The organism is Microtetraspora sp. NBRC 16547 (genome assembly GCF_030268965.1).
Classification (GTDB): domain Bacteria; phylum Actinomycetota; class Actinomycetes; order Streptosporangiales; family Streptosporangiaceae; genus Microtetraspora.
In genome coordinates, this window is sequence record NZ_BSSE01000028.1 from 63,901 (window position 1) to 89,475 (window position 25,575).

Sequence of the window (25,575 nt, forward strand, 5' to 3'; positions counted from 1 at the left end):
GGCCTCCGGGCCCACGGCACACCCAGAGAAGTCCCCCTCGGCCCGTCCGCGGGGGACTTCCCCCTTTACGGGGACCGATCGAGGAGCGAGGACATGTACTTCACCGACAGGGGCATCGAGGAGCTCGTTAACCGGCGCGGCGACGAGGAGGTCAGCGTCGGCTGGCTGGCCGAGCGGCTGCGCGAGTTCGTCGACCTCAACCCGGAGTTCGAGATCCCGGTTGAGCGCCTGGCCACCTGGCTCGCCCGCCTCGACGACGAGGACGAATAGCGCGCCGATCGCGTACGGCCCGGCTCCGCGAGGGACCGGGCCTGGGTCGTGTCTGGCGAATCAAGCGCGCACCAGTGGGAGCGGAAACGCGATACATCTTGACTTTCAGTACACACGACATATCGTGTGTACTGAGGGTTGGCCGCCGATCTCGCGGGGCCGACGGAACTTCACGTCGAAAGGTCGAGCCATGTCGAACTGGACGATCGAGAAACCCGCGCAGTTGACGTTCGGGCCCGTGTCGCAGGTAAGCGTGCGCATCGTCGCCGGACGGCTGGCCGTTCTCGCCAGCGACGGCCCGCCCACCCTCGAGGTCGGCGACATCGACACCCCGCCGCTCGTGGTCACCCACGACGAGGACGGCCGGCTCACCGTGGCGTACAAGGACCTCACCTGGGACGGCATCCTCGGCTGGCTGCGGCCCGGGAAGCGGATCATCACCGCCACGCTCACCGTTCCGAAAGACTGCCCCGTGCAGGTCGGTGTGATCTCCGCGTCCGCGGTGGTGGCCGGCTTCGAGGGGCGCACCAACGTGAAGAGCGTCTCCGGCGAGATCGTCCTGGACGGCGTAACCGGCGACGTGAGCGCCGAGACGGTGTCGGGCTCGGTGGAGAGCCGCGGCCTCGCTGGCGACCTGTCGTTCACCAGCGTCTCGGGCGAGCTGACCGTCGCCGGAGGGGCTCCGCGCCGGCTGCGGGCCAACACGGTGTCCGGCCGGATCACCGCCGACCTGGAGCTCGCCCCCACCGGCCACGTCACCCTCAACAGCGTGTCCGGCGACATCGTGGTGCGGCTCCCGCACACGGTCGACAGCGGCGTGGCCCTCCGCTCCGCCTCCGGCGACCTCAAGGCGGCGTTCTCCGGTCTGGAGAGCAACAACCGGCCGGGCGCGAGGACGCTGACCGGACGCCTCGGCGGCGGCATGGCCTCGGTCACGGCGACCACGGTCTCCGGTGACGTCACACTCCTCAGCAAGGAATCCGCGAACCAGCGAAACGGAGAGTGGGCATGAGTCCCGTCTTCGGGCACGGCCGGCTTCGGCTGTACCTGCTCAAGTTGCTCGAAGAGAGCCCCAGACACGGTTACGAAGTGATCCGGCTGCTCCAGGACCGGTTCCTCGGCGTCTACTCGCCGTCACCGGGCACGATCTACCCGCGGCTCGCGCGGCTGGAGGAGGAGGGCCTGGTCACCCACGAGGTCGTGGACGGAAAGAAGGTCTTCACGCTCACCGACAAGGGCCGGGCGGAGCTGGCCAGCCGGATGGACGAGCTCGCCGAACTGGAGCAGGAGATCACCGCCTCGGTCCAGGACATCGCGCGCGAGGTCAAGGAGGACGTCCGCCAGACGGTCCGGTCCCTCCGCCAAGAACTCACCCAGATGGCCAAGGACATCAATCACCAAGCCGACCGGGAGAAGCGCGATGCCTGGCGCGAGCAGAAGGACGAGTGGAAGCGGCAGCGCCAGGAGCACAAGGAGGAGCTGCGGCAGCAGAAGGAGAACTGGCGCCGCCACAAGCAGCAGTGGCACGAGGATGTCATGCGCTGGAGCCGGGAGTGGGACCGGATCTGGAGCGAGACAGGGGCGTGGATCGGAGAGCCGCGCCGCACGCCGAACCTGGACGCCGAGCTCGGGCGAATGCTGGCCGACTTCGTCGGCGAGATCCGCCAGGAGGCGGCGCACGGCCGGATGACCGAGTCCGCCCTCGACGAGTGCCGGTCCGTCCTCGACGAGGCGGCCGCGCGCATCCGCGACACGCTCCGGTCCTGACACCGCCATGTACGGCTGGCGCAATCCGTTCCTGCCCGTGCACCCCCCGGCGGGCCCGCTCAGCGCTCCGGCGGCCGGCTCCTCGTTCGGTCCTCCGTACACGGAGGGGCGGGGCGTTCCCGAGAGCGGGCGCGCACACGGAACCGACCGTGTCGCGTGGCGCTCCCGGGAACGGCTTCCCGCGCCGGACGCGTCACACGGTGAAGACGATCTTGCCGAAGACGTCGCCGTCATGCATGGCGGCGAACCCCTCCTCCGCGCGCGTGAGCGGCAGCACGCGGTCGATGATCGGGCGTACGCCGGTCTGCTCCAGGAAGACGCCCAGCCTGGCGAGCTGCTCCCTGGTCCCCATGGTGGATCCCACGATGGATCGCTGAAGGAAGAAGATCTGGGCGAGCTGCGTGGGGGCGACCATGCCGCTGGTCGCACCGCAGACCACGATGCGGCCGCCGGGTCGCAACGAGCCGAGGGAGTGGTCCCAGGTCGCCGCGCCGACGCTCTCCATCACCGCGTCGACCCGTTCGGGCAGCCGCGCCCCGCTCTCGAAGACCTGGTCCGCGCCGAGTTCGAGAGCACGGGCCCGCTTCTCCTCCGAGCGGCTGGTGGCCCACACCCGGAAACCGCCGGCCCGGCCGAGCGCGATGAGCGCGGTCGCCACGCCGCCGCCCGCGCCCTGGACCAGCACGGTCGATCCCGGCTGCAACCCGGCCTTGTCGAACAACATGCGGTAGGCCGTCAACCACGCGGTGGGCAGGCAGGCGGCCTCCTCGAAGGAGATCGCCGCAGGCTTGGGCACGAGGTTGCGCTTGGGGACGGCCACCTTCTCGGCGAAGGTGCCGTCGTAAACCTCGGAAAGCAGCGAACGCCGGGGATCGAGCGTCTCGTCTCCGTCCACCGGAGTTCCGATCACCGAATGGACGATGACTTCATTGCCGTCCTCGTCCAGGCCGGCGGCATCGCAGCCGAGGATGATGGGCAAGCGGTCCTGGCGGACGCCCACGCCCTTGAGCGTCCATAGGTCGTGATGGTTGAGCGCTGCGGCCTTGACGGTGACCGTGGTCCAGCCGTCGGGAACCGTGGGATCAGGGCGCTCACCGAGCGTCAGCCCCTTGAGAGGGTTGCCGGGGTCGGTCTGAGTGGCGGTTACGGCGAACATGCCCGAACATTACTCCGCCCCGCCTTCAAGATCACGTACGGCTCTCGCGGAGCGTCGCGGGGCGCCTGTCGTACGTGATCAGGAATCGGAGGCGGTCAGTCCAGCGGATGCCGCCACCGCAGGCCGGGGAACTTCGCGAAATCGCCGTCACACGTGACGAACTCGCACCCGTGCTCGATCGCCAACGCGGCAAGGTAGGCGTCAGGAACCAGCTTGCCGATCGCAGGAGTGCTCCCGCACAACTTCGAGAAGATCTCCCAGTGTCGCTCGCCGGGCGTCACGACGATGGCGTGCGGCTGGTTTCGGACATATCCGGCGAACTCCAGAGCCATGCCGATCGACGCCGGCTCCTTGTACGCACGCGGATTCGTCACGATCCGAATGAATCCGTTGATCACGAAGTCCGCCACAGCGTATGCCTGGAGGCCGTTGATCGTGTCGTCCAGCCAGGATCGATACTCCGTGTGTCGATCGTTCTCCGGACGGAAGGCGTTGACGTACACGTTCGTGTCAACGAGCATCATCGCGCCGGACCCCTTCCAGAGTCTCGAGCTGCTCCTCCAGCCAGAGGGCGTCGACGGCCTCCTCGAAAGTGTGCCCAGCGGCGAGGATCGCCTGCATCCGGGGCGTGTATCCCAGCTCGCCACAGAAGACCGGCAAGTCCACGCGGGGCCTGCTCGCGATCTGTTCCGAGCGGTTCATCAGTTGGCGCAAGGCCTCCTCCATCACCGAGTTGAGGGTTCTGCCGTTTCTGGCGGCGAACGCCTTCGCCTCGTTGAGAAGTGCCTCGTCGATCCGCACCGTGGTTCTCCGCATGACTCCAGCGTCTTCGCCAGACATTTAAATGTCAACACCGAAAGTAATCGCATGGCCACAAAAACATCAAGCCAATTCGAAAACCTGACCGAAATGTGCGGAATGTCAGCAAGATCAGGTCCGAACGCGTACGCACACACGACAGACAGAGTGCGGATGCGGACGGCGGCAGAGCACGCGATGCCGGCGGAAGACGGGACATCTTGAGGGAGCCGTCCGCGGCGTGAGGTTCCAGTGAGGGATTCGCGACGGAACGGGCCACGGAAGGCCTCGGCCTCACCGGTGAGCTACGGGCGGCCGCCCTGGCCCTGGACATGCTTAAGGGGCCCGGCGGATGACACCGGGCCCCTTTCACGTACGGCGGCTCGCTCAGAAGGCGAAGATGGCACCTGTCATCGCGCGGAGCTGGCAGGCGTTGCCGTACGTGTGCTCGAACCGGACGTAGGCGTCGTTCCAGATTCCGGAAGCCGTCACCGTGACCGGATCGAAGAGCATGGGGCAGGCGACGGCCGGGTCCGGCTGGAGGTTCGCGGGATCCCCGCCAGCCTTCTCCAGCATCGGACACGCCTTCCCTGGCGCCGGGTGCGTGCCCAGGGCGGACGAGCAGCTCAGCAGCGCGAAGCGCTGCGGCTTGGTTCCGGCTTCGCCCCTGGCGACGGTCACCACCAGCGACTTGGTGCGCGCCTTCATGGGATGGATCCTGACCGGCACGTCGGTCTTGACGTTGGGTCCCCACGGTGGTGGGACTGTGGCGGCGACCGCGGCGCTGGTCGGGCTGACCGCGATGGCCGTGAAGGCTAGAAGTGAAAGGAGTGGCCTCATATCAATCCCCCGGATTCGGCTGACGACAGCCTGTACGGGCGGGCCCCTCCGATCAAGCGCCCACTCCGTCGCGCCGGGCAAATCTGACGCCACAGAGATCCCAACGGTTCCACGGGTTTCATAACGAGATGGTCACGAAGCTTCGCGTATTTCCTGTTGATCTGGAAAAATCACCCCTTACCACCCATGAAAGAAGGCAGACAGTGCATCGGCGACTCTCACTCGGCCTCGTCGGCGGCCTCGCCGCGACGAGCGCGGTCGCCATGCTCTCCATTCCTGGGCCCGCCACGCCCGCCGCGGCGGCGACCACGGGTGTGCTGCCGAAGGCCCTGAGGGGTGACGTCAGCTCGTACGCGCTGGCCGCGACGCAGGCCGACATGCGGAAGGTCGCATCGTACTGGAGCCCGGAGCGGCTGAAGCGGGCGAGCAGCTACGAGCCGAAGACCAAGCCGTCCCCCTCGGCCACCGCCACGACGTCGGCGGCGGAGGTCGGTCGCGCGGCGGCGCCTGCCAAGCCTTCCGCGCCCGCGCCCGCTGCCGCCCCGGCGTCGGACGCGCCGCCGATGGTGGGCAAGGTCTTCTTCAAGGTCGACGACAAGGAGTACTGGTGCTCCGCCTCGGCGGTGCACTCGGCGTACAAGAACCTGGTCGCGACCGCCGGGCACTGCGCGTACTCCCTCGCCAGGGACAAGCCGGTCGAGAACTGGATCTTCATCCCGTCGTACGCCAACGGCGCGACGAGCGCCGGCATCTTCGTCGGGCACACGCTCTACATGCACCAGGACTTCCAGGGGCAGGGCGACTTCGACCGGGACTACGCGTTCGTCACGGTCTACCGGGGTTTCACCTGGCAGCCCTACACCGACGGCGGCCAGGTGAAGTACCGCTCGGCCGACGTGGGGCTCCTCGAGGACAGGGTCGGCGCGTTCCAGTTCGCCTGGAACAAGGGCACCGGCCAGAGGGCCCACGTTTTCGGCTACCCCGCGGGCGCCCACCCCGACGGCAGCCGGCCGTACACCGGCCAGGACGTCAAGACCTGCTCGGACACGACCGAGAAGAAGTCGGTCAGCGCGCCCACCTGGCAGTTGGAACACGGCGTGCGGCTGGCCGGCTGTGATTTCACCTCGGGAGCCAGCGGCGGCCCCTGGGTGATCGGCTACGACAGCGTCAAGCGCACCGGTTGGATCAACGGCGTGACCAGCCTGACCTGGAACCTGAACGGGGACGGGAAAATGGACGCGGTCTCCACGCCCTACTTCAACACGGTCACCCAGCGCGTCTACCTGCAGGCCGCGCGCCAGTCCACCTCCTGAGCCCTCGGCCGGTTTCCGTACGGCCTCCCTTCACCGGCGGGCGCGTCCGCCCGAAGATCGTTGCTCTCCCGCCTCCCTCTCGGGGTCCGGCCTCCCGCCGGGCCCCGTTTCCGTCTCGCCGCGAAGGTCCGGCCGTTCCAGTTAGACCTTTGTGACTTTTCGGGAGAATTAGACGTGATCATGGGCAAATCGGTGCCATGGGGTTTATGTGATTTACATCACATCCCCTGCCGAAGCGATCTTCGCGCGGCCGCACGGACCGCCGATCGCGACCAAGCGGCCACCTGCGCATACATCACGAAATGATCTCGAAGATGACATCGGCTGTGGAAAATCACGAAAGCGTCACGGGGTATCGGAGCGAGAAACCGCCGCCGACAAGCCCTGGGGCGGCAAGATCTCGCATGTAGTGTTTTGACCATCCCTTTACTGACAGATGGAGGCGTTCTCGCGTCTATCGACAGCGCAAGGAGCTTCATGAACACCCGAGTCAAGCGCCTGGTCCTCCCTCTCGGGGGTCTCGCCGCCGCCGGCCTGATCGGCAGCACGCTCGTGGCACCCGCTCAGGCCGCTGGTGACACGGCTACCGACCCGCTGGCCGCCAGCGGAGTCGCCGCCAAGAACGTCGTCGCGTTCTGGCTGAACCAGAACGCGGCCAATCTGATCAACGCCTCGCCGTACGAGACGCAGGTCGTGGCGAAGCACATCTCCAAGGGCGGCCCGGCGCCGGACAGCAAGCCGGGCACCGTTTCGCCGACCGGCAAGGGCGGCTCCGGCACATCCAAGAACGTGAACCTGCCGAAGACCACCGGCAAGGTGTTCTTCAAGGGCTCCGACGGCCGGCCGCACTGGTGCAGCGCGACCTCCGTCCAGGCGAAGTACCGGAACCTGGTCGCCACGGCCGGGCACTGCGTCTACGACACCGGGTCGAACAAGGCCACTCTGGACCGCTGGGTGTTCATCCCCGGCTACTACCAGGCCAAGGCGCCGTGGGGTATCTACGTCGGCAAGCAGGCGTTCACGCACTACGACTTCGACGTGTACGAGGACGGCGACCGCGACTACGCGTTCGTCACGGTCTACAACGGCATCAAGGCCGGGGCGGGCACCAGCTGGTTCGACGCCGCGGAGTGGAACTGGCAGGAGGTCGACAAGGCCACCTACGACAAGTACAGCCCGTACATCCGCAAGTCGAATGGCGGCAAGTACTACGTCGTCAAGTTCACCGACGTCGGCCGCCTGGGCGACAACGTCGGTGGCCAGGGCCTGGCCTACAACCAGAAGATCGGCAAGCCCGTCTACGTCTTCGGCTACCCGAGCGGGTCGCACCCGGACGGCAACTACGCGTTCTCCGGCAAGACCCTCAAGTGGAGCTACGGCAAGACCTTCGCGGCCAAGGCCCCCGAGGTGAAGGCGGAGGAGCTGGTGGGCGTGAAGTCCTCCTTCACCGGTGAGGGCTCCTCGGGCTCGGCCTGGCTGCTCAACTACAGGAACGCCAGCCGCATCGGCTACCTGAACGGCATCACGAGCGGCGTCTCGGACACCGACGGCAACAACCGGATCGACACCAGCGTCTCGCCGTACTTCGACGGTGAGCTCTACGGCGTCTACAAGGCCGCCGCGAACCTCTGGTCCGGCAGCATCGCGTAAACGCCACCTGACCGAAAGAAGGGCCCGGCTCCTGAGCCGGGCCCTTTTTCATCTTATTTTCAGATCTGGCGGTAAACCTCGCCGCACCATAAAACGTCACTGCCCGATTTGGGGTTTTTGTCGCATCTGGGATGCAGCGGTGCGACCGAAGCATGCAGGCGCGGATCATGACACGACCTAGTCAATTCGATCAGGAGAAATCGCAGGTCAGAAGGCTGACAAGGCGCTCAAGCCCGGCAAGGAGCGGCGGAGTCGGGGCCGCCGCCTGAATGGAGTCTGTGTGATTTACATCACAGATGCCATCATGGCTAAGCGATGCGGAAACAGTGCGCGTGGCGCGACAGAACGGGCCGCACTATCACCTAGCTGCGACGACTCCGGCGCCGGAGCAACGCCAGGGAAATCCTCGACCCACCAAGATCGTCTCGGCGGTTCCGAGGGGCCAGAAAATGGCCACTTATCCCGGTTTTAAGGGGACTCAGCCGACTGTATGGTTCCCCCATCCCTTTACTGACGCATGGGACGCAAGAAGCGTTCCACGACAGCCCAAGGAGTTCCCCCATGAAGCGCACTCTCGCCTTCGGTGGCCTCGTCGCCACCGCCGGCCTGCTGGCCGCCGGTCTGGCCGTCCCGGCCCAGGCCGCCCCTGACGTCGCCACCGCATCCATGGCTTCCACCGGCATCGCCGCCAAGAACGTCGCGGCGTTCTGGCTGGCCGAGGACGCGGCCAACCTGATCGCGGCCACGCCGTACGCCGTGGAGACCAAGCCGGTCACGACCAAGCTTGTCTCCAAGGGTGGCCCGGCCCCCGACAGCAAGCCGGGCGTTGTCCCGGCGATCGGCGACGAGAAGAAGACGGTCGCCAAGTCGAAGAACGTCAACCTGCCCAAGACCACGGGCAAGGTGTTCTTCGCGGACGGCGTCAAGAACGTCGGCACCGAGAAGGACCCGAAGTGGCAGGCGGTCAACCCGCACTGGTGCTCGGCCACGTCCGTGCAGTCCGCGTACAAGAACCTGGTCGCCACGGCCGGTCACTGCGTCTACGACACCGAGTCGAACAAGGCCACCCTGAACTACTGGGCGTTCGTGCCGGGTTACTACCAGGGCAGGACCCCGTGGGGCGTGTACGTGGGTAAGCAGGCCTTCACCCACTATGACTACGACGTCTACGAGGACGCCGACCGCGACTACGCGTTCGTCACCGTCTACAACGGCGTCAAGGTCAACGGCGGCATGACGAACCCGGAGGACCGGAACTTCCCGGTGTCCTCGACCGAAGTCTCCAAGCTCGACTACGAGTCCTACGAGAAGAACGCGCCTGCCCTCCTCGCGGGCACCAAGACGGATGACAAGGGCAACGTCCACTACTACGTCTGGAAGCTCCAGGACGTCGGCGCCCTGGGTGCCAACGTCGGCGGGCAGGGCATCGCCTACAACCAGAAGGTCGGCAAGCCGGTCTACGTGTTCGGCTACCCGAGCGGGTCGCACCCGGACGGCAACTACGCCTTCTCCGGCCAGACCCTCAAGTGGACCTACGGCAAGACCTTCCCGGTCCAGGTTCCGTCCATCAAGGGCGAGGAGCTCATCGGCACCAAGTCCTCCTTCACCGGTGAGGGCGCCCTCGGCTCCTCCTGGCTGGTGAACTACAGCAGCGGCCGCCGTCTCGGCTACCTGAACGGCGTGACCATCGGCGTCTCCGACACCGACGGCAACAACCGCATCGACACCAGCTTCTCCCCGTACTTCGACGGCGAGCTGTACGGCGTCTACTCCGCGGCCAAGAACCTCTGGTCCGGCTCGATCGCCTAGTTCCTCACGAACTGACGCGATCCCGAGACAGGGGTCCAAACCCTGATCTCAAACCTGCTTCACCGAAGGGCCCGGCTCTCCAGTCGGGCCCTTTCGTTTTCCTGGAGCACCGGTGTTCGGTGCCGCGCTGAAATGCCGGCCGGCACCGAACTCGACCGGCGCAACGGTGTCAACATCCGGCATGATCACAGCCCATCGGCCGCACTTCTCGTTGGCATTTCTTCAAAACTTTCCAAGCAGGTCGGTAAACCGGCCGAGGCAGTGGAACGACGCTGCCGGATAACCGATTATTTATGGCTGCTCGGATGACACCGATAATGCTGCGATCTAATTCACAGGGAATGCTGGAAGAGATCTTCCCATTTGCTTCACACGTCGTGGAAGAAAGGTGTCCAGTGACGGCTACCTGCACGAATGCCGCGTTCCTTGGGCGACGAAGGGACAACAGTCGGACTTTCGCACTGTAAGCCTTCAAGAAAGGCCGTCCGGAGGCGGCGAACGGCGGGTTTTCCCACGCTTCCGGCAATCCGTCTGCGCTATCTTTTGCGCATCCCTTTCCTGACGCATGGGACGCAAGAAGCGCCCCACGACAGACCAAGGAGTTCCCCCATGAAGCGCACCCTCGCCTTCGGCGGCCTCGTCGCCACCGCCGGCCTGCTGGCCGCCGGTCTGGCCGCCCCGGCTCAGGCCGCCGGTGACGTCGCCAGCGACGCCCTCGCCACCGACGGCATCGCCGCGTGGTCCACGGTCGCCTACTGGTACAACAACAAGGCCGCGAACCTGATCAACGCGACGCCGTACAACGTCGAGACCAAGCCGGTCACGACCAAGCTCGTCTCCAAGGGCGGCCCGGCCCCCGACAGCAAGCCGGGCGTCGTCCCGGCGATCGGCGACGAGAAGAAGGTCGTCGCCAAGTCCAAGAACGTGAACCTGCCCAAGACCACGGGCAAGGTGTTCTTCGAGGACTCCAAGGGCAACCCGCACTGGTGCACGGCCACCTCGGTGCAGTCGGCGTACAAGAACCTGGTCGCGACGGCCGGTCACTGTGTGTACGACACCGAGTCGAACGCGACGACCATGAACAACTGGGTCTTCGTTCCCGGCTACTACCAGGCCAAGACCCCGTGGGGCATCTACGTGGGTAAGCAGGCCTTCACCCACTACGACTACGACGTCTACGAGGACGCCGACCGCGACTACGCCTTCGTCACCGTCTACAACGGCCTCACGATGGGCCACGACGGCCTGTCCGAGCCCGACGAGGCGCCCGGTGAGTGGTACGAGGTCTCCTGGGAGACCTACCAGAAGTTCCCGGCGGAGTACCGCGCCAGGGCCAAGGAGCAGGGCCCCTGCTACATGAGGGAGCGGCCCGGCAAGGACGGCAAGACCCACTACTTCGTGTGGAAGTTCGTCGACACCGGCGCCCTGGGCGCCAACGTCGGCGGGCAGGGTCTGGCCTACAACCAGAAGATCGGCAAGCCGGTCTTCGTGTTCGGTTACCCGAGCGGCTCCCACCCGGACGGCAACTACGCCTTCACCGGCAAGACCCTCAAGTGGAGTTACGGCAAGACCTTCGCGGTCCAGGCCCTGGCCATCAAGGGTGAGGAGCTCGTCGGCATCAAGTCGCCGTTCACCGGTGAGGGCTCGCTCGGCTCGGCGTGGCTGCGGAACTACAGCAACGGCCGCCGTCTGGGCTACCTGAACGGTGTGACCATCGGCGTCTCCGACACCGACGGCAACAACCGCATCGACACCAGCTTCTCGCCGTACTTCGACGGTGAGCTGTTCGGCGTCTACTCCGCGGCCAAGAACCTCTGGTCCGGCTCGATCGCGATCCCGTTCGAGTCGCCCGCGATCCCGCACGCCAGCGAGTCGCTCAAGCCGCGGGACTAAGTAGTTCGTCGGTCAGCTCGTTCAGAAAGGCCCGGCCACTCGGCCGGGCCTTTTTGGCGTTTCAGGGACCGGACCGCTGAAGAGCCGTTTCTCAGACGACATCGCACCGGAACCAGCCGCAGAGCCTCCGGTCGGCCGGGCGCCTGTCCGATTGGTGTCGCACGCCGACCGTAAATCCTCGCGCTGGGTGATCGTCCCCTTCCGGAATTGCAACGCCGGGCCCGCCGAGGTTCGCGCTTAGACGCGGGACTCACCGATACGGTGCCCCGAATTTCCTGTGATCTGCATCACACTTAGACCAACCCTCATGGCGCACCGCGACCGGGCCTCCACGTCGAAAGAATCCAGCGACAGGGCCTGGAGCAGCGCGAACAAAACTCGCCACCGCCTGACAGATTGCCTTTCCTTGAGTCATTTATATAACGGGACGGTATCGCGGCCCGGCGTGCCGTGAAAGCGGCGATCCGAGGGGTTCGCGACAAAAGATCGCACTGTATGTTTTGGCCATCCCTTTACTGACGTCTGGGACGCAAGAAAGCGCCCCACGACAGCCCAAGGAGTTCCCCCATGAAGCGCACCCTCGCCTTCGGTGGCCTCGTCGCCACCGCCGGCCTGCTCGCCGCCGGCCTGGCCGTCCCGGCCCAGGCCGCCCCTGACGCCGTCCAGACCCCGCTCGCCCAGAGCAAGATCGCCGCCAAGAACATTGCGGCGTTCTGGGGAGCCGAGGCCAACGCCAACCTGATCGCGGCCACGCCGTTCAACGCTGAGACCAAGGTCGTCGCCAAGCACATCAGCAAGGGCGGCCCGGCTCCGGACAGCAAGCCCGGCGTTGTCCCGGCGATCGGCGACGAGAAGAAGACGGTCGCCAAGTCGAAGAACGTCAACCTGCCCAAGACCACCGGCAAGGTGTTCTTCGCGGACGACTTCAAGTGGGAGAACGGCAAGGTCACGGCCGTCAACCCGCACTGGTGCTCGGCCACCTCGGTGCAGTCGGCGTACAAGAACCTGGTCGCCACGGCCGGTCACTGCGTCTACGACACGAAGTCCAACAAGACCACGCTCAACAACTGGGTGTTCGTCCCGGGCTACTACAAGGGCAGGACCCCGTGGGGCATCTACGTGGGTAAGCAGGCCTTCACCCACTACGACTTCGACGTCTACGAGGACGCCGACCGTGACTACGCCTTCGTGACCGTTTACAACGGCATCAAGGCGCTGAACGGCCACCCTGAGGTCAACAAGAAGGAAGTCACCGAGGCTGAGTGGAAGCAGTACAAGCCGTGGATGCAGCTTCCGGCTGAGGGCGGCAAGTACTACGTCAAGAACGGCTTCGTCGACGCCGGCGCTCTGGGCGCCAACGTCGGTGGCCAGGGTATTGCCTACAACCAGAAGGTCGGCAAGCCGGTCTACGTGTTCGGCTACCCGAGCGGCTCGCACCCGGACGGCAACCAGGCCTTCACCGGCCAGACCCTCAAGTGGACCTACGGCAAGACCTTCGCGGTCCAGGCCCCGGCCATCAAGGGCGAGGAGCTCGTCGGCACCAAGTCCTCCTTCACCGGCGAGGGCGCCCTCGGCTCCTCCTGGCTGGTGAACTACAGCAGCGGCCGTCGTCTCGGCTACCTGAACGGCGTGACCATCGGCGTCTCCGACACCGACGGCAACAACCGTTACGACACCAGCTTCTCGCCGTACTTCGACGGTGAGCTGTTCGGCGTCTACTCCGCGGCCAAGAACCTCTGGTCCGGCTCGATCGTCTAGTCTCCGCTCGCGGAACAAGCACGATCTCCGAGGTAGGGGTCCAAACCCTGCTCTCAAACCTGCTTCACCGAAGGGCCCGGCTCTCCAGCCGGGCCCTTTCGTTTTTCGCCGGGCCCTTTCGTTTTTCCAGGTCGGCTTCGTCATGCCGCCGGGACTCCGTAGGACGCCCGGTCGAAACGGGCTCCCGTGATCGGGAGGGAGCGCCCTGGATCGGGAGAGCGCTGCCCTGAGCAGGGACGGGGTGCCCTTCGGCCAGGGACATGGCTGCTGCCGAGGACACTGCCGCTGTCTGGGACATAGCGCCGAAGGGACACGGCGCACTCGGCCAGGACGGGGTGCTCCGGACCGGAAGCGGATCCTCCACGGGTCGGAAACGGGGCTTTCGCGGGTCGAATCGGTCGTGACCGAAATCGGGCCCGCACGACCGGATCGCGCCCTCCGCAGACCCGGACCCCCCGGTACCGGCACCACGAGATCCAGCGGGCCGGCCATCGTTCCCGCCCTTTTCGGATGGTTCCAAATTCCCGATCTCCAGACCCAATCCTCGGCCCGCGACCAGGACTCGCGGCTGTGTATGCTCCCGAGCGACCCAAGGCTCCGGCGGACCGCGCCGGAGCCTTCGTTCGTTCGAGGGCGCGTTAGACGTGACCGAACCCAAATCGGTGCCATGACGGGAATGTGTTTTACCTCACACAGCCGTTTTTCAGGATCTTTCGGATGTAACAACTTCGCCGCGACGATCTCACCCACGATCGCGCGGTTGATCTGCACAGATGCGGACCTCGCCGACCCGCGAACAGGATTCGAACATAAGGTCACGGAGAGATCTCCACGCCGTACGGGGCGGCTCCCGGCTCCGCGGCGGCTTTCGCCGCGCAAGATCGCGCCTGTATGTTTCCGGTCATCCCTTTACTGACGCATGGGGCGCAAGATGCGTCCCACGACAGCCCGAGGAGTTCCCTCATGAAGCGCACCCTCGCCTTCGGTGGCCTTGTCGCCACCGCCGGCCTGCTCGCCGCTGGTCTGGCCGTCCCGGCCCAGGCCGCCAGTGACGTGGCCAGCACCCCGCTGGCCGCCAACAAGATCGCCGCGCAGAACATCGCGGCGTTCTGGGCCGGGGAGAAGGCCGCCAACCTGATCCAGGCCACGCCGTACAGCGTCGAGACCCAGGTCCCGGCCAAGCACGTTTCGACTGGTGGTCCGGCTGCGGACAGCAAGCCCGGCGTCGTCCCGGCCATTGGCGACGAGAAGAAGACCACCGCCAAGTCGAAGAACGTCAACCTGCCCAAGACCACCGGCAAGGTGTTCTTCAAGGGCGCCGACGGCCAGCCGCACTGGTGCACCGCGACCTCGGTTCAGTCCTCGTACAAGAACATGGTCGCGACCGCGGGTCACTGCGTGTACGACACGAAGTCCAACAAGGCCACCCTCGACAGCTGGGTCTTCATCCCCGGCTACTACCAGGGCAAGACCCCGTTCGGCATCTACGTGGGTAAGCAGGCCTTCACCCACTACGACTTCGACGTCTACGAGGACGGCGACCGCGACTACGCGTTCGTCACGGTCTACAACGGCCTCAAGTTCCCGGCCGGCGGCTTCGCCGACTTCAAGGGCATGAAGTACGAGGAGTTCAAGCAGTACGCCGGCTTCCAGGAGGTCGACGAGGCCACCTACAAGGCCTACGAGGACGCCGACACCAAGAAGACCGGCCGCGGCTACTACACCACCACGGACGAGAAGGGCGCGAAGCACTACTTCGTCTTCAAGTGGACCGACGCCGGTCGCCTGGGCGACAACGTCGGTGGCCAGGGCCTGGCCTACAACCAGAAGCTCGGCAAGCCGGTCTTCGTGTTCGGCTACCCGAGCGGCTCGCACCCGGACGGCAACTACGCCTTCTCCGGCAAGACCCTCAAGTGGAGCTACGGCAAGACCTTCGCCGCCACCGCGCCCGCCATCAAGGGCGAGGAGCTGCAGGGTGTCAAGTCCTCCTTCACCGGCGAGGGCTCGCTCGGCTCGGCGTGGCTGCTCAACTACAGCAACACCCGTCGCGTCGGTTACCTGAACGGTGTCACCATCGCGGTGGCCGACCGTGACGGCAACAAGCGGATCGACACCAGCCTCTCCCCGTACTTCGACGGTGAGACCTACGGCGTCTACAGCGCGGCCAAGAACGTTTGGTCGGGCTCGATCGCCTAGTTCCCGGCCTGCGGGAACGAGGTGGTCACGGGCCAGGGGTCCAAACCCTGACCCAGCCGCTGAACTCACACAGGGGCCCGGCTCTCAGCCGGGCCCCTGTGCCTTTTCTGGAGGACACCGCGCGGAACGGCGGGCGCGCCGCCTCCCCCGCTTTGTCTGCTCCAGAAACCGAAGGCCCCGGGGCGTCGCCCCGGGGCCTTCGCCGTAGGGAACGGCCTTAGACGTGACCGCCTCCGATTCGGTGCCATGCCAGTTATGTGATTTAGATCACATAACTGAAGATCACCCCGCCCGCCATCGGGCTACCACCGAATCCGTCACTTCCCCCTTGATCTGCATATATGTCGCCCCGCCGACAAAGGACCCGAGTCCAGCAACAGATAACGGAACAGCAACGCCGCGGGGGGTGCCAGAGAGACCCCTGGAAGCCGCTTTCGCGGTGAAAGATCGCGGCTGTATGTTTCCCGCGTCCCTTCACTGACGCATGGGGCGCAAGAAGCGTTCCACGGCAGACCAAGGAGTTCCCCCATGAAGCGCACCCTCGCCTTCGGTGGCCTCGTCGCCACCGCCGGCCTGCTGGCCGCCGGCCTGGCTGCCCCGGCCCAGGCCGCCCCTGACGTCGCCAGCGACCCGCTGGCCACCAGCGGCATCGCCGCCTACAACGTCGTCGCCTACTGGACCAACCACGAGGCCGCCAACCTGATCGGCGCCACGCCGTACGCCGTGGAGACCAAGCCGGTCACCACCAAGCTCGTCTCCAAGGGCGGCCCGGCCCCCGACAGCAAGCCCGGCATCGTCCCGGCGATCGGCGACGAGAAGAAGACGGTCGCCAAGTCCAAGAACGTCAACCTGCCCAAGACCACGGGCAAGGTGTTCTTCACCGGCGGGGACGGCAACCCGCACTGGTGCTCGGCCACCTCGGTCCAGTCCGCGTACAAGAACCTGGTCGCCACGGCCGGTCACTGCGTCTACGACACCGAGTCCAACAAGGCCACGCTCACCAACTGGGTCTTCATCCCGGGCTACTACGAGGCCAAGAGCCCGTGGGGCATCTACGTCGGCAAGCAGGCGTTCACCCACTACGACTTCGACGTCTACGAGGACGCCGACCGCAACTACGCCTTCGTCACGGTCTACAACGGCCTCAAGGCGCTCAACAGCGCTGTCGAGATCGACGCGACCTCGTGGAAGCAGGTCACCGAGGACGCCTGGAAGCTGTACAACGAGAGCCTCCGCGGCACCAAGATCGTCGACGGCAAGACCCAGTACTGGGTCAAGCGGTTCGTCGACGCGGGCGCCCTCGGTGCCAACGTCGGCGGCCAGGGCATCGCCTACAACCAGAAGGTCGGCAAGCCGGTCTACGTGTTCGGCTACCCGAGCGGCTCCCACCCGGACGGCAACTACGCCTTCACCGGCAAGACCCTCAAGTGGACCTACGGCAAGACCTTCCCGGTCCAGGTTCCGTCCATCAAGGGCGAGGAGCTCATCGGCACCAAGTCCTCCTTCACCGGTGAGGGCGCCCTCGGCTCCTCCTGGCTGGTGAACTACAGCAGCGGCCGCCGTCTCGGCTACCTGAACGGCGTGACCATCGGCGTCTCCGACACCGACGGCAACAACCGCATCGACACCAGCTTCTCCCCGTACTTCGACGGCGAGCTGTACGGCGTCTACTCCGCGGCCAAGAACCTCTGGTCCGGCTCGATCGCCTAGTTCCTCACGAACTGACGCGATCCCGAGACAGGGATCCAAACCCTGATCTCAAACCTGCTTCACCGAAGGGCCCGGCTCTCCAGCCGGGCCCTTTCGTTTTCCCGGCATGCCTTCTCACGGCCATACGGCGAACGACGCGGACACGGAAGGCGGTGACGGCGTCAACGGCGACGGGCGCTATCCCGCCCGGAACGCGTGACCCCACAAGACGCGACCCGACCGGGGTCATGTGCCAAGCCAGGGTAAATGCGCTGTAATCTTCCTCTTTACCGAGGCAAGGGGCGCTGGGGCGTCCACGCACAGCGCAAGGAGCGTCCGTGAAGCGCGTCGTCCTGCCCGCCGGGTGCGCGGCGGTCATCGCCGGGCTGCTCTGTTCCACGGCACTCGCCGCGGCCGGCCCGCTCACACCCGCCCGGGCGTACGACATCACCGCCACCCGCCCCTTGGCGGCCGAAGCCCAGGTCCCCTCCGTGCTGGCGTACTGGCTCGGCGGCGACGGTCGCGCCCTCGCCACCGCGACGCCGTACGGGCTGCGGACGAAGGTCACCGCTCGGCCGGCGTCACAAGGCGGCGCCGCAGCGGACGGCAAGCCAGGAGGCGTCCGCCCGGCCGACCCGAAGCCTGGGCCCGACAGGAAACCGGGGTCCGGCGGCAAGCCGGACGGCGTCCACACCGCGCAGAACACGAACCCGGCCCCCACCTCCAAGAACGTCAACCTGCCCAGGACCACAGGCAAGGTGTTCTTCCTGGGGTCGGACGACAAGCCCTACTGGTGCTCGGGCACCTCGATCCAGGCCACCCATCGGAACCTGGTCGCCACCGCCGGGCACTGCGCCTTCGACACCGACAACGGCGGCGCGCCGATGCGGAACTGGATCTTCATCCCGGGCTACCTGCCGGGCACGATCCCCTTCGGCGTCTACGTGGGCAAGCAGGCGTTCACCCACCACGACTTCGCCACATACCGTGACCTCGACCGCGACTACGCGTTCGTCACGGTCTACAACGGCCTCGCCCCGCAGCCGTCCCGGGGCCCCGGCCGGATCAGGCTTGCCGACGGCGGCCCGCTCGCGGACGGGGTGGGCGGGCAGGGCCTCGCCTACAACCAGAAGATCGGCCGAAGGACAGTCATCGTCGGGCCCTCCGGACCCAGCGTGCAGGGCATGACGTTCCCGGCCCAGGATCCGTCCATCCAGGCGGACGAACTGATCGGCCTGAGGTCATCCCGTACGGCCGACGGCTCCTCCTGGCTGATCGGTTACCGCAAGGCGAACCGCCTCGGCTACCTCAACGGCATCACGATCACCATGTCCGGCGCGGCCGCTGTCTCCCCGTACTTCGACGGCGAACTCCACGACGTCTACGCCGCGGCCCGACGGGTCGAGTCCGGCCCCGTACCCAGCGGCAGCGTCCGCGAGGGCGGGAACGAGATCAACATTCGGTAACAAACAACTCCGGCCATTTCGGCAATTATGGGCTTTCGTATGGGTGATGTAGGTTTTTTACCATCCCTTTACTGACGATAGGGGCGCAGTAGCGGCCCTCATCAGCGCAAGGAGCGAATCCCTCATGCAGAAGCGTCTGCTTCTCCCCCTCGGCGGCCTCGTCGCCGCCACCGGCCTTCTCGCCGCAGCCCTGGTGACCCCCGCTGGGGCCGCCTCGACGGTGTCGAAGGCGAAGCTCGCCTCCGCCACCCAGGCCGGCGACGTCATGAACTTCTGGACCGCGGACGGCGGTGCCAACCTCAAGGCCGCCAAGGCGTACGGCGTCGAGCACAAGAGCGTGCCGAAGCACGTCTCCACCGGCGGCCCCGCGACCGACGGCAAGCCCGGTGTCGTCCCGGCGATCGGTGACGAGAAGAAGGTCGTCGGCAAGTCGAAGAACGTCAACCTGCCCAAGACCGTGGGCCGCGCGTTCTTCGTCATCGACAACGACGTCTACGCCTGCTCCGCCTCCTCGATCCAGTCGCAGTACCGCAACCTGGTCGCCACGGCCGGCCACTGCGTCTACGACATCGAGAGCAAGAAGCAGACCGTGGACAAGTGGGTCTTCATCCCCGGCTACTACGACGGCAGGGCCCCCTGGGGCGTCTACGTCGGCAAGCAGGCCTTCACGCACTACGACTTCGACGTCTACGAGGACGCCGACCGTGACTACGCCTTCGTGACCGTCTACAACGGCATCGGCTACGACTTCGACAAGAACGTGCATGTCGACCTCGGCCCGCTGGGCAAGAACGTCGGCGGCCAGGGCTTCGCCTACAACCAGAAGGTCGGCCAGCCCGTCTTCGCCTTCGGCTACCCGGCCGCCCCGCACGACGACGGCAACTACGTCTTCACCGGCGAGAAGATGAAGTGGTGCTACGGCAAGCCGGTCTACCCGATCGTCGAGAGCAGCGTGAAGGTCGAAGAGCAGATGGGCCTGAAGTGCTCGATGACCGGCGGCTCCTCCGGTGGCCCCTGGATCCTCAAGTACAACAGCAACCGTCGCCTCGGCTACATCAACGGCGTCACCAGCCTCGGCGGTGACACCGACGGCAACAAGCGCAGCGACATGATCACGTCGGCCTACTTCGACGGCGAGACGTACGGCGTCTACCGCGCCGCCTTCTCCCTGTGGTCCGGCTCGCTCGTCAAGGCGGACGGCTCGGTCGGCATCACCGAGACCAAGTAACGCGTCCTCACTTGAGGAACGTGAGGCCCGGCTCCGGCCGGGCCTCTTTCTCGTGCCCGGCCGCCTGTTCCGAGCCCGGCGCGAGCGCCGGGCTCAGCACGGGGATCAGCGTCGGGCGACGCCGTCCAGGCGGGCCTGCTCGGCGACGGCCGCGATCACAGCGGGCGCGACACGGGCGTCGAACGGCGAGGGGATGACGTAGTCCTCGGACACATCGTCCCCGACCACCGCCGCCAGCGCGGAGGCCGCGGCCACCTTCATGTTCTCGGTGATGGTCGTGGCCCGCACGTTGAGCGCGCCGCGGAAGACGCCCGGGAAGGCGAGCACGTTGTTGATCTGGTTGGGGAAGTCGGACCTGCCGGTCGCGACCACCCGCGCGTGCCGCCTGGCCACCTCGGGGTGGACCTCCGGAGTGGGGTTGGACAGCGCGAAGACGATGGCATCCGGGGCCATCGACATGATGGCCTCCTCGCTCACCGTCGAGCCCGAGAGGCCGATGAACACGTCCGCCCCGCTGAGAGCCTCCTCGGTGGAGCCGGTGAAGCCCGCCTTGCTGGTGTCCCTGGCCAGGGCCTCCTTGACCGGGTTGAGGCCCTCCCGCCCGGTGTAGATCACACCCTTGGAGTCCGCGACGGCGACGTCCCCGATGCCGGCGCCCAGCAGGATGCGGGTCACCGCCACGCCGGAGGCCCCGGCGCCCGCGATGACGGCCCGCAGGTCGCCCAGCGTGCGCCCGGTCAGCCGGGCGGCGTTCTGCAACGCAGCGAGGGCGACGATGGCGGTGCCGTGCTGGTCGTCGTGGAAGACCGGGATGTCCAGCAGAGAGCGCAGCCGCTCCTCGACCTCGAAGCAGCGCGGAGCGCTGATGTCCTCCAGATTGATGCCGCCGAACGACGGCGCGAGCCGGACCACGGTCTCCACCAGCGCGTCCACGTCGGTGCAGTCGAGGCAGATCGGCACGGCGTCGACGCCCGCGAACTCCTTGAAGAGGAGCGCCTTGCCCTCCATGACCGGCATCGCCGCGGCCGGGCCGATGTCGCCGAGCCCCAGGACGGCGGTGCCGTCGGAGACCACCGCCACGACGTTGGAGACCCAGGTGTAGTCGTTGACGAGTTCGGGCGTGTCGGCGATGGCGGTGCAGACCCGGGCGACGCCCGGCGTGTACGCCAGGGAGAGATCGTCCGCGTCGCGGACCGGGATGGTGGAGCGGACCTCCAGCTTGCCGCCACGATGCAGGGCGAAGGCCGGATCGACGTCGAGAGCGTCCAGAGAATCGGAAGTAACAGTCACAGCGACCCCAGTGTCACGAGGAGTTCCTTCGGTAGACGCCGCAAAGAGCGATCCGGCCCGGGCTTCGGTAGCCGCCCGGCGGCCGTCGCGGTCGACGGTCGTCTCTTTGGGGGGTACGGGGGTCACCCGTTGTTTGATTGTGCCACATGATGAGATCGCGGCCTGCGAGGTTGCCGGGTTAACAAAGTGTCAGATTTATTGCGTATGCAATCTAACCTGCGGCATGTAATACTCGATTTCCGGTCTGATCACTTACAACCGTGGGTCGCACGTGGACTTCACCTCATACGCCAAGCTCGCCGTACTCCTTGTTAACGAGCGCGACCGGCTGAGATCCCTCGATTCCCTGCGCGAGCTGCTCATCGAGACTGGCCGCACCGAGGCCGCCGCCCGCGCCACCCGCCGAGATCTGGACGCCGTCTGCGAGCTGCGCGAGGAGCTGACCGGCGTCTTCGAGTCCGCCGCGAGGGGTGACGGAGCCGACGCGGTCGAGCGGCTGAACGGGCTCCTCGTCCGACATCCCGTACATCCCCAGATCTCCGGCCACGACGGCCAGCCCTGGCACATGCACCTGACCGAGGGCGGCCGGGTGGCCGACACTCTCGCCGTGGGCTCCGTCATGGGTCTGGCGACCGTCGTCACCAGCCTGGGCATGGACCGCCTGGGGATCTGCCAGGCCCCCGTCTGCGACAACGCCTATCTCGACACATCGTCGAACCGGTCGCGCCGCTACTGCTCGGAACGCTGCGCCAACCGGGTCAACGTCGCCGCCTACCGGGCGCGCAAGCGCGGCGCGGCGAGGCGGAAGGCGACGCGCGGCCAGTAGCGCAGCACCACCCGTCCGACGATCTCGGACTCCGGCACCGCCCCGAAGTCCCAGCTGTCCCGCCGTCCCGGCGCGTTCTGGTTGTCGCTCTCCAGCCACCAGCCCTCCCCGGTACGGCGGAACGCCCGCTTGACGATCAGCCCGTGCGGCCGCCGCGCCACCACCAGGTCACCCTCCCTGACAGTGGCGCCGCGCCGCAGGAGCAGGCAGTCTCCGGGACGCAGGACAGGCAGCATCGAGTCGCCCACGACGCGCACTGTGGTGAGCACATCCCCCTCCACACTTGGCTTTCCGAGACGAGTAAGGTCGGTCCTGGACAGTGCTTCACAGCATTAAGGAAGGATTCCGATGCTCGCACGACTGCTGCGGCCCAAGCACGAGGCGTCCGCCCACTGCGACCTGCCGTGCGGTGTCTACGACCCCGCCCAGGCTCGCATCGAGGCCGAGTCGGTGAAGGCCATCATGGTCAAGTACGCCGACAACGACGACCCCGTGTTCCGCTCCCGCGCTCTCACGATTAAGGAAGAGCGCGCGGAGCTGGTCAAGCACCACCTCTGGGTGTTGTGGACCGACTACTTCAAGCCGCCGCACCTGGAGCAGTACCCTCAGCTTCACCAGCTGTTCTGGGATGCCACCAAGCTCGCGGGCGCGGCCGGTGCGAAGGGCACCGTCGATGTGGCAAAGGCCGACGACCTCCTTGCAAAGATCGACGAGATTGCGAAGATCTTCTGGGAGACCAAGGCCGCCTGAGCCTGAGACGTCCTGACCCCGCCCGGTCCATGACCGCGCGGGGTCCGGCATTTTCGGGGCCGTCCGCAACCGGAGAATTCACCCGGACCCTCCTCCAAGATCGCGACAATCGGCGCGTCCCAGCCGAGCAATCGCGGGCCAGTGGCGGTAGGTTGCAGTGAGCGGCAGTGCGCCGGCTCGATATGGGGCGAGGAGGAACGTGACCGAGGAAACCGAGACGCCTGCGGTGGATCTGGCCGGGATCCGCGACGCGGTGAGCGTCCGGCTGCCCGCCGTGAGCGCCTATCTCTCAGTGCTGCGTACGGCTACCGCCGGGCTCGCGGCCCGGCTGGACTTCACCCTCGACCAGATCGAGGACCTCCGCATCGCGGTGGACGAGGCCTGCGCCATGCTCCTGCGGCAGGCGGTGCCCGGCACCGACCTGGTCGCGGAGTTCGAGCTCACCGGGCAGGAGATGACGGTCCGGGTCGAGGTCAACACGGTCGGTGCGACCGCTCCGAAACGCGATGACTTCGCCTGGATGGTGTTGACCGCGCTCGCGGACGACGTGGACGCCATCTCCGACTCCCCCGATCACACGGCGATCGTGCTGCGTAAGCGCCGAGGCGCAGCGAGGCCGGCGTGACGGAAAGGACTCGTGCCATGGCCTCCGGCGACTCGGCGGTTCCCGACCGCGTGCGTGCTCGCGCGCTCTTCGGGGAGCTCGTGGAGCTGCCGGCCGACGACCCGAGGCGTCAGCGCATCCGCGACGAGCTCGTCGAGCTTCACCTCCCGCTGGTGGAGTACCTCGCCCGCCGTTTTCGTAACAGGGGCGAGTGGCTCGACGATCTCACCCAGGTCGCCACGATCGGCCTGATCAAGTCGATCGACCGCTTCGACCTGGGCCGCGGCGTCGAGTTCTCCACCTACGCGACCCCCACCATCGTCGGAGAGATCAAGCGTCACTTCCGTGACAAGGGCTGGGCGGTCCGCGTGCCGCGCCGGCTGCAGGAGCTCAAGCTCTCGCTCACCAAGGCGATCAGCGAGCTGTCGCAGCGGGAGAGCCGCGCGCCCACGGTGGCCGAGCTGGCGGCCCACCTGCAGATGACCGAGGAAGAGGTCCTCGAGGGCCTGGAGTCGGCCAACGCCTACTCCACCGTCTCCCTCGACGCGCCCGATTCCGGTGACGATGACGCGCCCGCCGTGTCGGACTCGCTCGGCATCGTGGACGAGTCGCTCGAGGGCGTCGAATACCGCGAGTCCCTCAAGCCGCTGCTGGAGCGTCTGCCGCCGCGCGAGAAGCGCATCCTGCTGCTGCGCTTCTTCGGCAACATGACCCAGTCGCAGATCGCGACGGAGCTGGGCATCTCGCAGATGCACGTGTCCCGGCTCCTCGCCCGGACCCTCGCCCAGCTTCGCGAGGGCCTCACCGCGGAGGACTAGAAGACTGCCCGTCCTCGCCCATCAGCGCCTTCGTGGACTGCGGGGCCAGGAGTGTCACCAGGGCGATCGCGGCGGCCACCACCAGCGGTATGCCATAGGCGTACTGCTGAGACTGGATCAACGTGATCGCCACGGGCAACGCGAAGATCTGGGTGACCACACCGGGTCCCCTGGTCCAGCGGAAAACCTGGAGAACCCCCCAGGCGACCCAGAGCAGCCCGGCGCCGACCAGGATCCCGAAGGCCGCGACGAAGATCGAGCTGGCCAGGTCGCTCGGCTTTCCGATCACGGTCTCGACGGCGACGTACCCGCCCAGGGCCAGGGCGGCGAGGCCCTCGACGGCCACCACGACGGAGGCGACGGTCAGGGTCAGAGGTCGGCTGTTCACAGCGGCCAACCCTAACAACACGGGTGGTAGGGCATGGTTCGTGCTCTACCCTTCAGGGCATGCGGGCTCTCCTTGTCGTCAACCCCAAGGCGACGTCGACCAACCATCGCACGCGGGACGTACTGATGAGAGCGCTCGGCGCCGCGATGGACCTGACCGTGGAGGAGACCGGTTACCGCGGCCACGCGGCGATGATCGCCGGTACGGCCCACGCGAAGGGGTTCGACGCCGTCGCCGTGCTGGGTGGCGACGGCACGATCAACGAGACGGTCAACGGCCTGCTGCGCGCGCAGCCCGTGGCGCACGCGGTCGAGCGGCCCGCGCTGATCGTGATCCCCGGTGGGAGCGCGAACGTCTTCGCCCGGGCTCTCGGGTTGCCCAACAACCCGGTCGAGGCGACCGGAGCGGCGCTGGAGGCGCTGCGAGACGGCCGCCGGCGCACGATCGGGCTCGGCGAAGCCGTCTGGGAGCATGACGTTTCGCACGGCGATCCAGAGGTAGAGCCGCGGACAGGCCCGCGTGGGTCACGTTATTTCACATTCTGCGCTGGGCTCGGATACGACGCCGAGGTCGTCCGGGCCGTCGAGGGGTTGCGAAGCGCCGGCTGCAAGGCGACGCCCGCGTTGTACGTGAAGACGGCGATCAACCACTACTTCCTGACCGATCGTCGCCGTCCGGCCATGGTGCTGGAACGTCCACGGCACGCGCCGCAGAGCCGGATCTTCCTGGCGATCGTCTCCAACGCCGCGCCGTGGACCTACGCCGGGTCCCGTCCGATCAACCCGACGCCCTGGGCGGGCTTCGAGACCGGGCTGGACCTGCTCGGGCTGCGGAAGATGGGACTGGGGTCCGTGCTCAGCCTGGTCCGGCAGATCATCGGGGAGCGCCCGGGGTTGCCGACGGGCCGGCACCTGGTCCAGACCCATGACGAGGAGGAGTTCACTCTCTCCGCCTCCCGCCCGGTCGCCTTCCAGTTGGACGGTGACTACCTCGGAGAACGCGAACGGGTGCTTTTCCGGTCTATCCCGGACGCATTACAAGTTCTCGTCTAGACCGTTGCATGCGG

24 protein-coding genes are annotated in these 25,575 nt (G+C 66.7%); 17 read left to right on the plus strand and 7 right to left on the minus strand.

The features are described 5' to 3' along the window. Window positions 1–93 precede the first annotated feature (93 nt). From QSK17_RS29185 to QSK17_RS29195, 3 genes are all read left to right on the plus strand, one after another. Window positions 94–270, plus strand: coding sequence for a DUF6104 family protein (locus QSK17_RS29185; RefSeq protein ID WP_285708672.1), 177 nt, complete (start codon window positions 94–96; stop codon window positions 268–270). A 190-nt stretch (window positions 271–460) separates the two neighbouring features. Beyond that, on the plus strand, window positions 461–1,282 hold the full coding sequence (locus QSK17_RS29190; RefSeq protein ID WP_285708674.1) for a DUF4097 family beta strand repeat-containing protein: 822 nt from the start codon (window positions 461–463) through the stop codon (window positions 1,280–1,282). Continuing rightward, entirely contained in the window at window positions 1,279–2,037 is a 759-nt protein-coding gene (locus QSK17_RS29195; protein ID WP_285708676.1) for a helix-turn-helix transcriptional regulator, read from the plus strand. Before QSK17_RS29190 ends, QSK17_RS29195 begins: the two co-directional genes overlap by 4 nt. A 193-nt stretch (window positions 2,038–2,230) precedes the next feature. Here QSK17_RS29195 and QSK17_RS29200 read toward each other — a convergent pair whose 3' ends face one another. From QSK17_RS29200 to QSK17_RS29215, 4 genes are all read right to left on the minus strand, one after another. Next, complete coding sequence (locus tag QSK17_RS29200; RefSeq protein WP_285708677.1) at window positions 2,231–3,193, minus strand: zinc-binding dehydrogenase; 963 nt, start codon at window positions 3,191–3,193, stop codon at window positions 2,231–2,233. A gap of 95 nt (window positions 3,194–3,288) precedes the next feature. Beyond that, entirely contained in the window at window positions 3,289–3,717 is a 429-nt protein-coding gene (locus QSK17_RS29205; protein WP_285708678.1) for a type II toxin-antitoxin system VapC family toxin, read from the minus strand. Then, window positions 3,704–3,994 (minus strand): hypothetical protein, encoded by a 291-nt coding sequence (locus tag QSK17_RS29210; protein WP_285708679.1) that lies wholly within the window; start codon window positions 3,992–3,994, stop codon window positions 3,704–3,706. The genes QSK17_RS29205 and QSK17_RS29210 overlap by 14 nt, the downstream gene beginning before the upstream one ends. A 384-nt stretch (window positions 3,995–4,378) precedes the next feature. Then, window positions 4,379–4,699: an SSI family serine proteinase inhibitor gene (locus tag QSK17_RS29215; protein ID WP_285708680.1), complete on the minus strand. Its 321-nt coding sequence runs from the start codon at window positions 4,697–4,699 to the stop codon at window positions 4,379–4,381. Between the two features lie 335 nt (window positions 4,700–5,034). Here QSK17_RS29215 and QSK17_RS29220 point away from each other — a divergent pair, with 335 nt between their 5' ends. From QSK17_RS29220 to QSK17_RS29260, 9 genes are all read left to right on the plus strand, one after another. Then, on the plus strand, window positions 5,035–6,144 hold the full coding sequence (locus tag QSK17_RS29220) for a trypsin-like serine peptidase (protein WP_285708681.1): 1,110 nt from the start codon (window positions 5,035–5,037) through the stop codon (window positions 6,142–6,144). A gap of 477 nt (window positions 6,145–6,621) precedes the next feature. Then, a complete protein-coding gene (locus QSK17_RS29225) occupies window positions 6,622–7,794 on the plus strand; it encodes a trypsin-like serine peptidase (RefSeq protein WP_285708682.1) in 1,173 nt (390 codons plus the stop codon). A 561-nt stretch (window positions 7,795–8,355) separates the two neighbouring features. Further along, a complete protein-coding gene (locus QSK17_RS29230) occupies window positions 8,356–9,603 on the plus strand; it encodes a trypsin-like serine peptidase (RefSeq protein WP_285708683.1) in 1,248 nt (415 codons plus the stop codon). Window positions 9,604–10,212: 609 nt separating this feature from the next. Next, on the plus strand, window positions 10,213–11,496 hold the full coding sequence (locus QSK17_RS29235) for a hypothetical protein (RefSeq protein ID WP_285708684.1): 1,284 nt from the start codon (window positions 10,213–10,215) through the stop codon (window positions 11,494–11,496). 567 nt (window positions 11,497–12,063) lie between these two features. Continuing rightward, window positions 12,064–13,254 (plus strand): trypsin-like serine peptidase, encoded by a 1,191-nt coding sequence (locus QSK17_RS29240; RefSeq protein WP_285708685.1) that lies wholly within the window; start codon window positions 12,064–12,066, stop codon window positions 13,252–13,254. 963 nt (window positions 13,255–14,217) lie between these two features. After that, window positions 14,218–15,450 carry a trypsin-like serine peptidase gene (locus QSK17_RS29245; RefSeq protein ID WP_285708686.1) on the plus strand — a complete coding sequence of 411 codons (1,233 nt, stop codon included), beginning with the start codon at window positions 14,218–14,220 and terminating at the stop codon, window positions 15,448–15,450. 528 nt (window positions 15,451–15,978) lie between these two features. Beyond that, window positions 15,979–17,160: a trypsin-like serine peptidase gene (locus QSK17_RS29250; protein ID WP_285708687.1), complete on the plus strand. Its 1,182-nt coding sequence runs from the start codon at window positions 15,979–15,981 to the stop codon at window positions 17,158–17,160. Window positions 17,161–17,477: 317 nt separating this feature from the next. Further along, window positions 17,478–18,605, plus strand: a complete 1,128-nt coding sequence (locus tag QSK17_RS29255) for a trypsin-like serine peptidase (protein WP_285708688.1) — start codon at window positions 17,478–17,480, stop codon at window positions 18,603–18,605. A gap of 124 nt (window positions 18,606–18,729) precedes the next feature. Beyond that, window positions 18,730–19,833: a trypsin-like serine peptidase gene (locus QSK17_RS29260; RefSeq protein WP_285708689.1), complete on the plus strand. Its 1,104-nt coding sequence runs from the start codon at window positions 18,730–18,732 to the stop codon at window positions 19,831–19,833. A 105-nt stretch (window positions 19,834–19,938) separates the two neighbouring features. Here QSK17_RS29260 and QSK17_RS29265 read toward each other — a convergent pair whose 3' ends face one another. After that, window positions 19,939–21,123, minus strand: a complete 1,185-nt coding sequence (locus QSK17_RS29265; RefSeq protein WP_285708690.1) for an NAD(P)-dependent malic enzyme — start codon at window positions 21,121–21,123, stop codon at window positions 19,939–19,941. Between the two features lie 271 nt (window positions 21,124–21,394). On the opposite strand from QSK17_RS29265, the gene QSK17_RS29270 reads away from it, so the two are divergent. Continuing rightward, window positions 21,395–21,949 carry a CGNR zinc finger domain-containing protein gene (locus tag QSK17_RS29270; RefSeq protein WP_285708691.1) on the plus strand — a complete coding sequence of 185 codons (555 nt, stop codon included), beginning with the start codon at window positions 21,395–21,397 and terminating at the stop codon, window positions 21,947–21,949. On the opposite strand, the gene QSK17_RS29275 is transcribed toward QSK17_RS29270, so the two are convergent. Continuing rightward, window positions 21,895–22,218, minus strand: a complete 324-nt coding sequence (locus QSK17_RS29275; RefSeq protein ID WP_285708692.1) for a S24 family peptidase — start codon at window positions 22,216–22,218, stop codon at window positions 21,895–21,897. The genes QSK17_RS29270 and QSK17_RS29275 overlap by 55 nt on opposite strands. 79 nt (window positions 22,219–22,297) lie before the next feature. Between QSK17_RS29275 and sodN the strand changes: the two genes are divergently transcribed. The 3 genes from sodN to QSK17_RS29290 all read left to right on the plus strand — a co-directional run bounded on the left by sodN (window position 22,298) and on the right by QSK17_RS29290 (window position 24,121). Further along, on the plus strand, window positions 22,298–22,699 hold the full coding sequence (sodN, locus tag QSK17_RS29280) for a superoxide dismutase, Ni (RefSeq protein ID WP_285708693.1): 402 nt from the start codon (window positions 22,298–22,300) through the stop codon (window positions 22,697–22,699). 199 nt (window positions 22,700–22,898) lie between these two features. Then, on the plus strand, window positions 22,899–23,324 hold the full coding sequence (locus QSK17_RS29285; protein ID WP_285708694.1) for an ATP-binding protein: 426 nt from the start codon (window positions 22,899–22,901) through the stop codon (window positions 23,322–23,324). Between the two features lie 17 nt (window positions 23,325–23,341). Beyond that, on the plus strand, window positions 23,342–24,121 hold the full coding sequence (locus QSK17_RS29290) for an RNA polymerase sigma factor SigF (protein WP_174550665.1): 780 nt from the start codon (window positions 23,342–23,344) through the stop codon (window positions 24,119–24,121). Here the strand turns inward: QSK17_RS29290 and QSK17_RS29295 are convergent. After that, on the minus strand, window positions 24,105–24,509 hold the full coding sequence (locus QSK17_RS29295) for a hypothetical protein (RefSeq protein ID WP_285708695.1): 405 nt from the start codon (window positions 24,507–24,509) through the stop codon (window positions 24,105–24,107). The genes QSK17_RS29290 and QSK17_RS29295 overlap by 17 nt on opposite strands. 59 nt (window positions 24,510–24,568) lie before the next feature. Between QSK17_RS29295 and QSK17_RS29300 the strand changes: the two genes are divergently transcribed. Further along, window positions 24,569–25,561 carry a diacylglycerol/lipid kinase family protein gene (locus tag QSK17_RS29300; protein ID WP_285708697.1) on the plus strand — a complete coding sequence of 331 codons (993 nt, stop codon included), beginning with the start codon at window positions 24,569–24,571 and terminating at the stop codon, window positions 25,559–25,561. The last annotated feature ends 14 nt before the right edge of the window (window positions 25,562–25,575 follow it).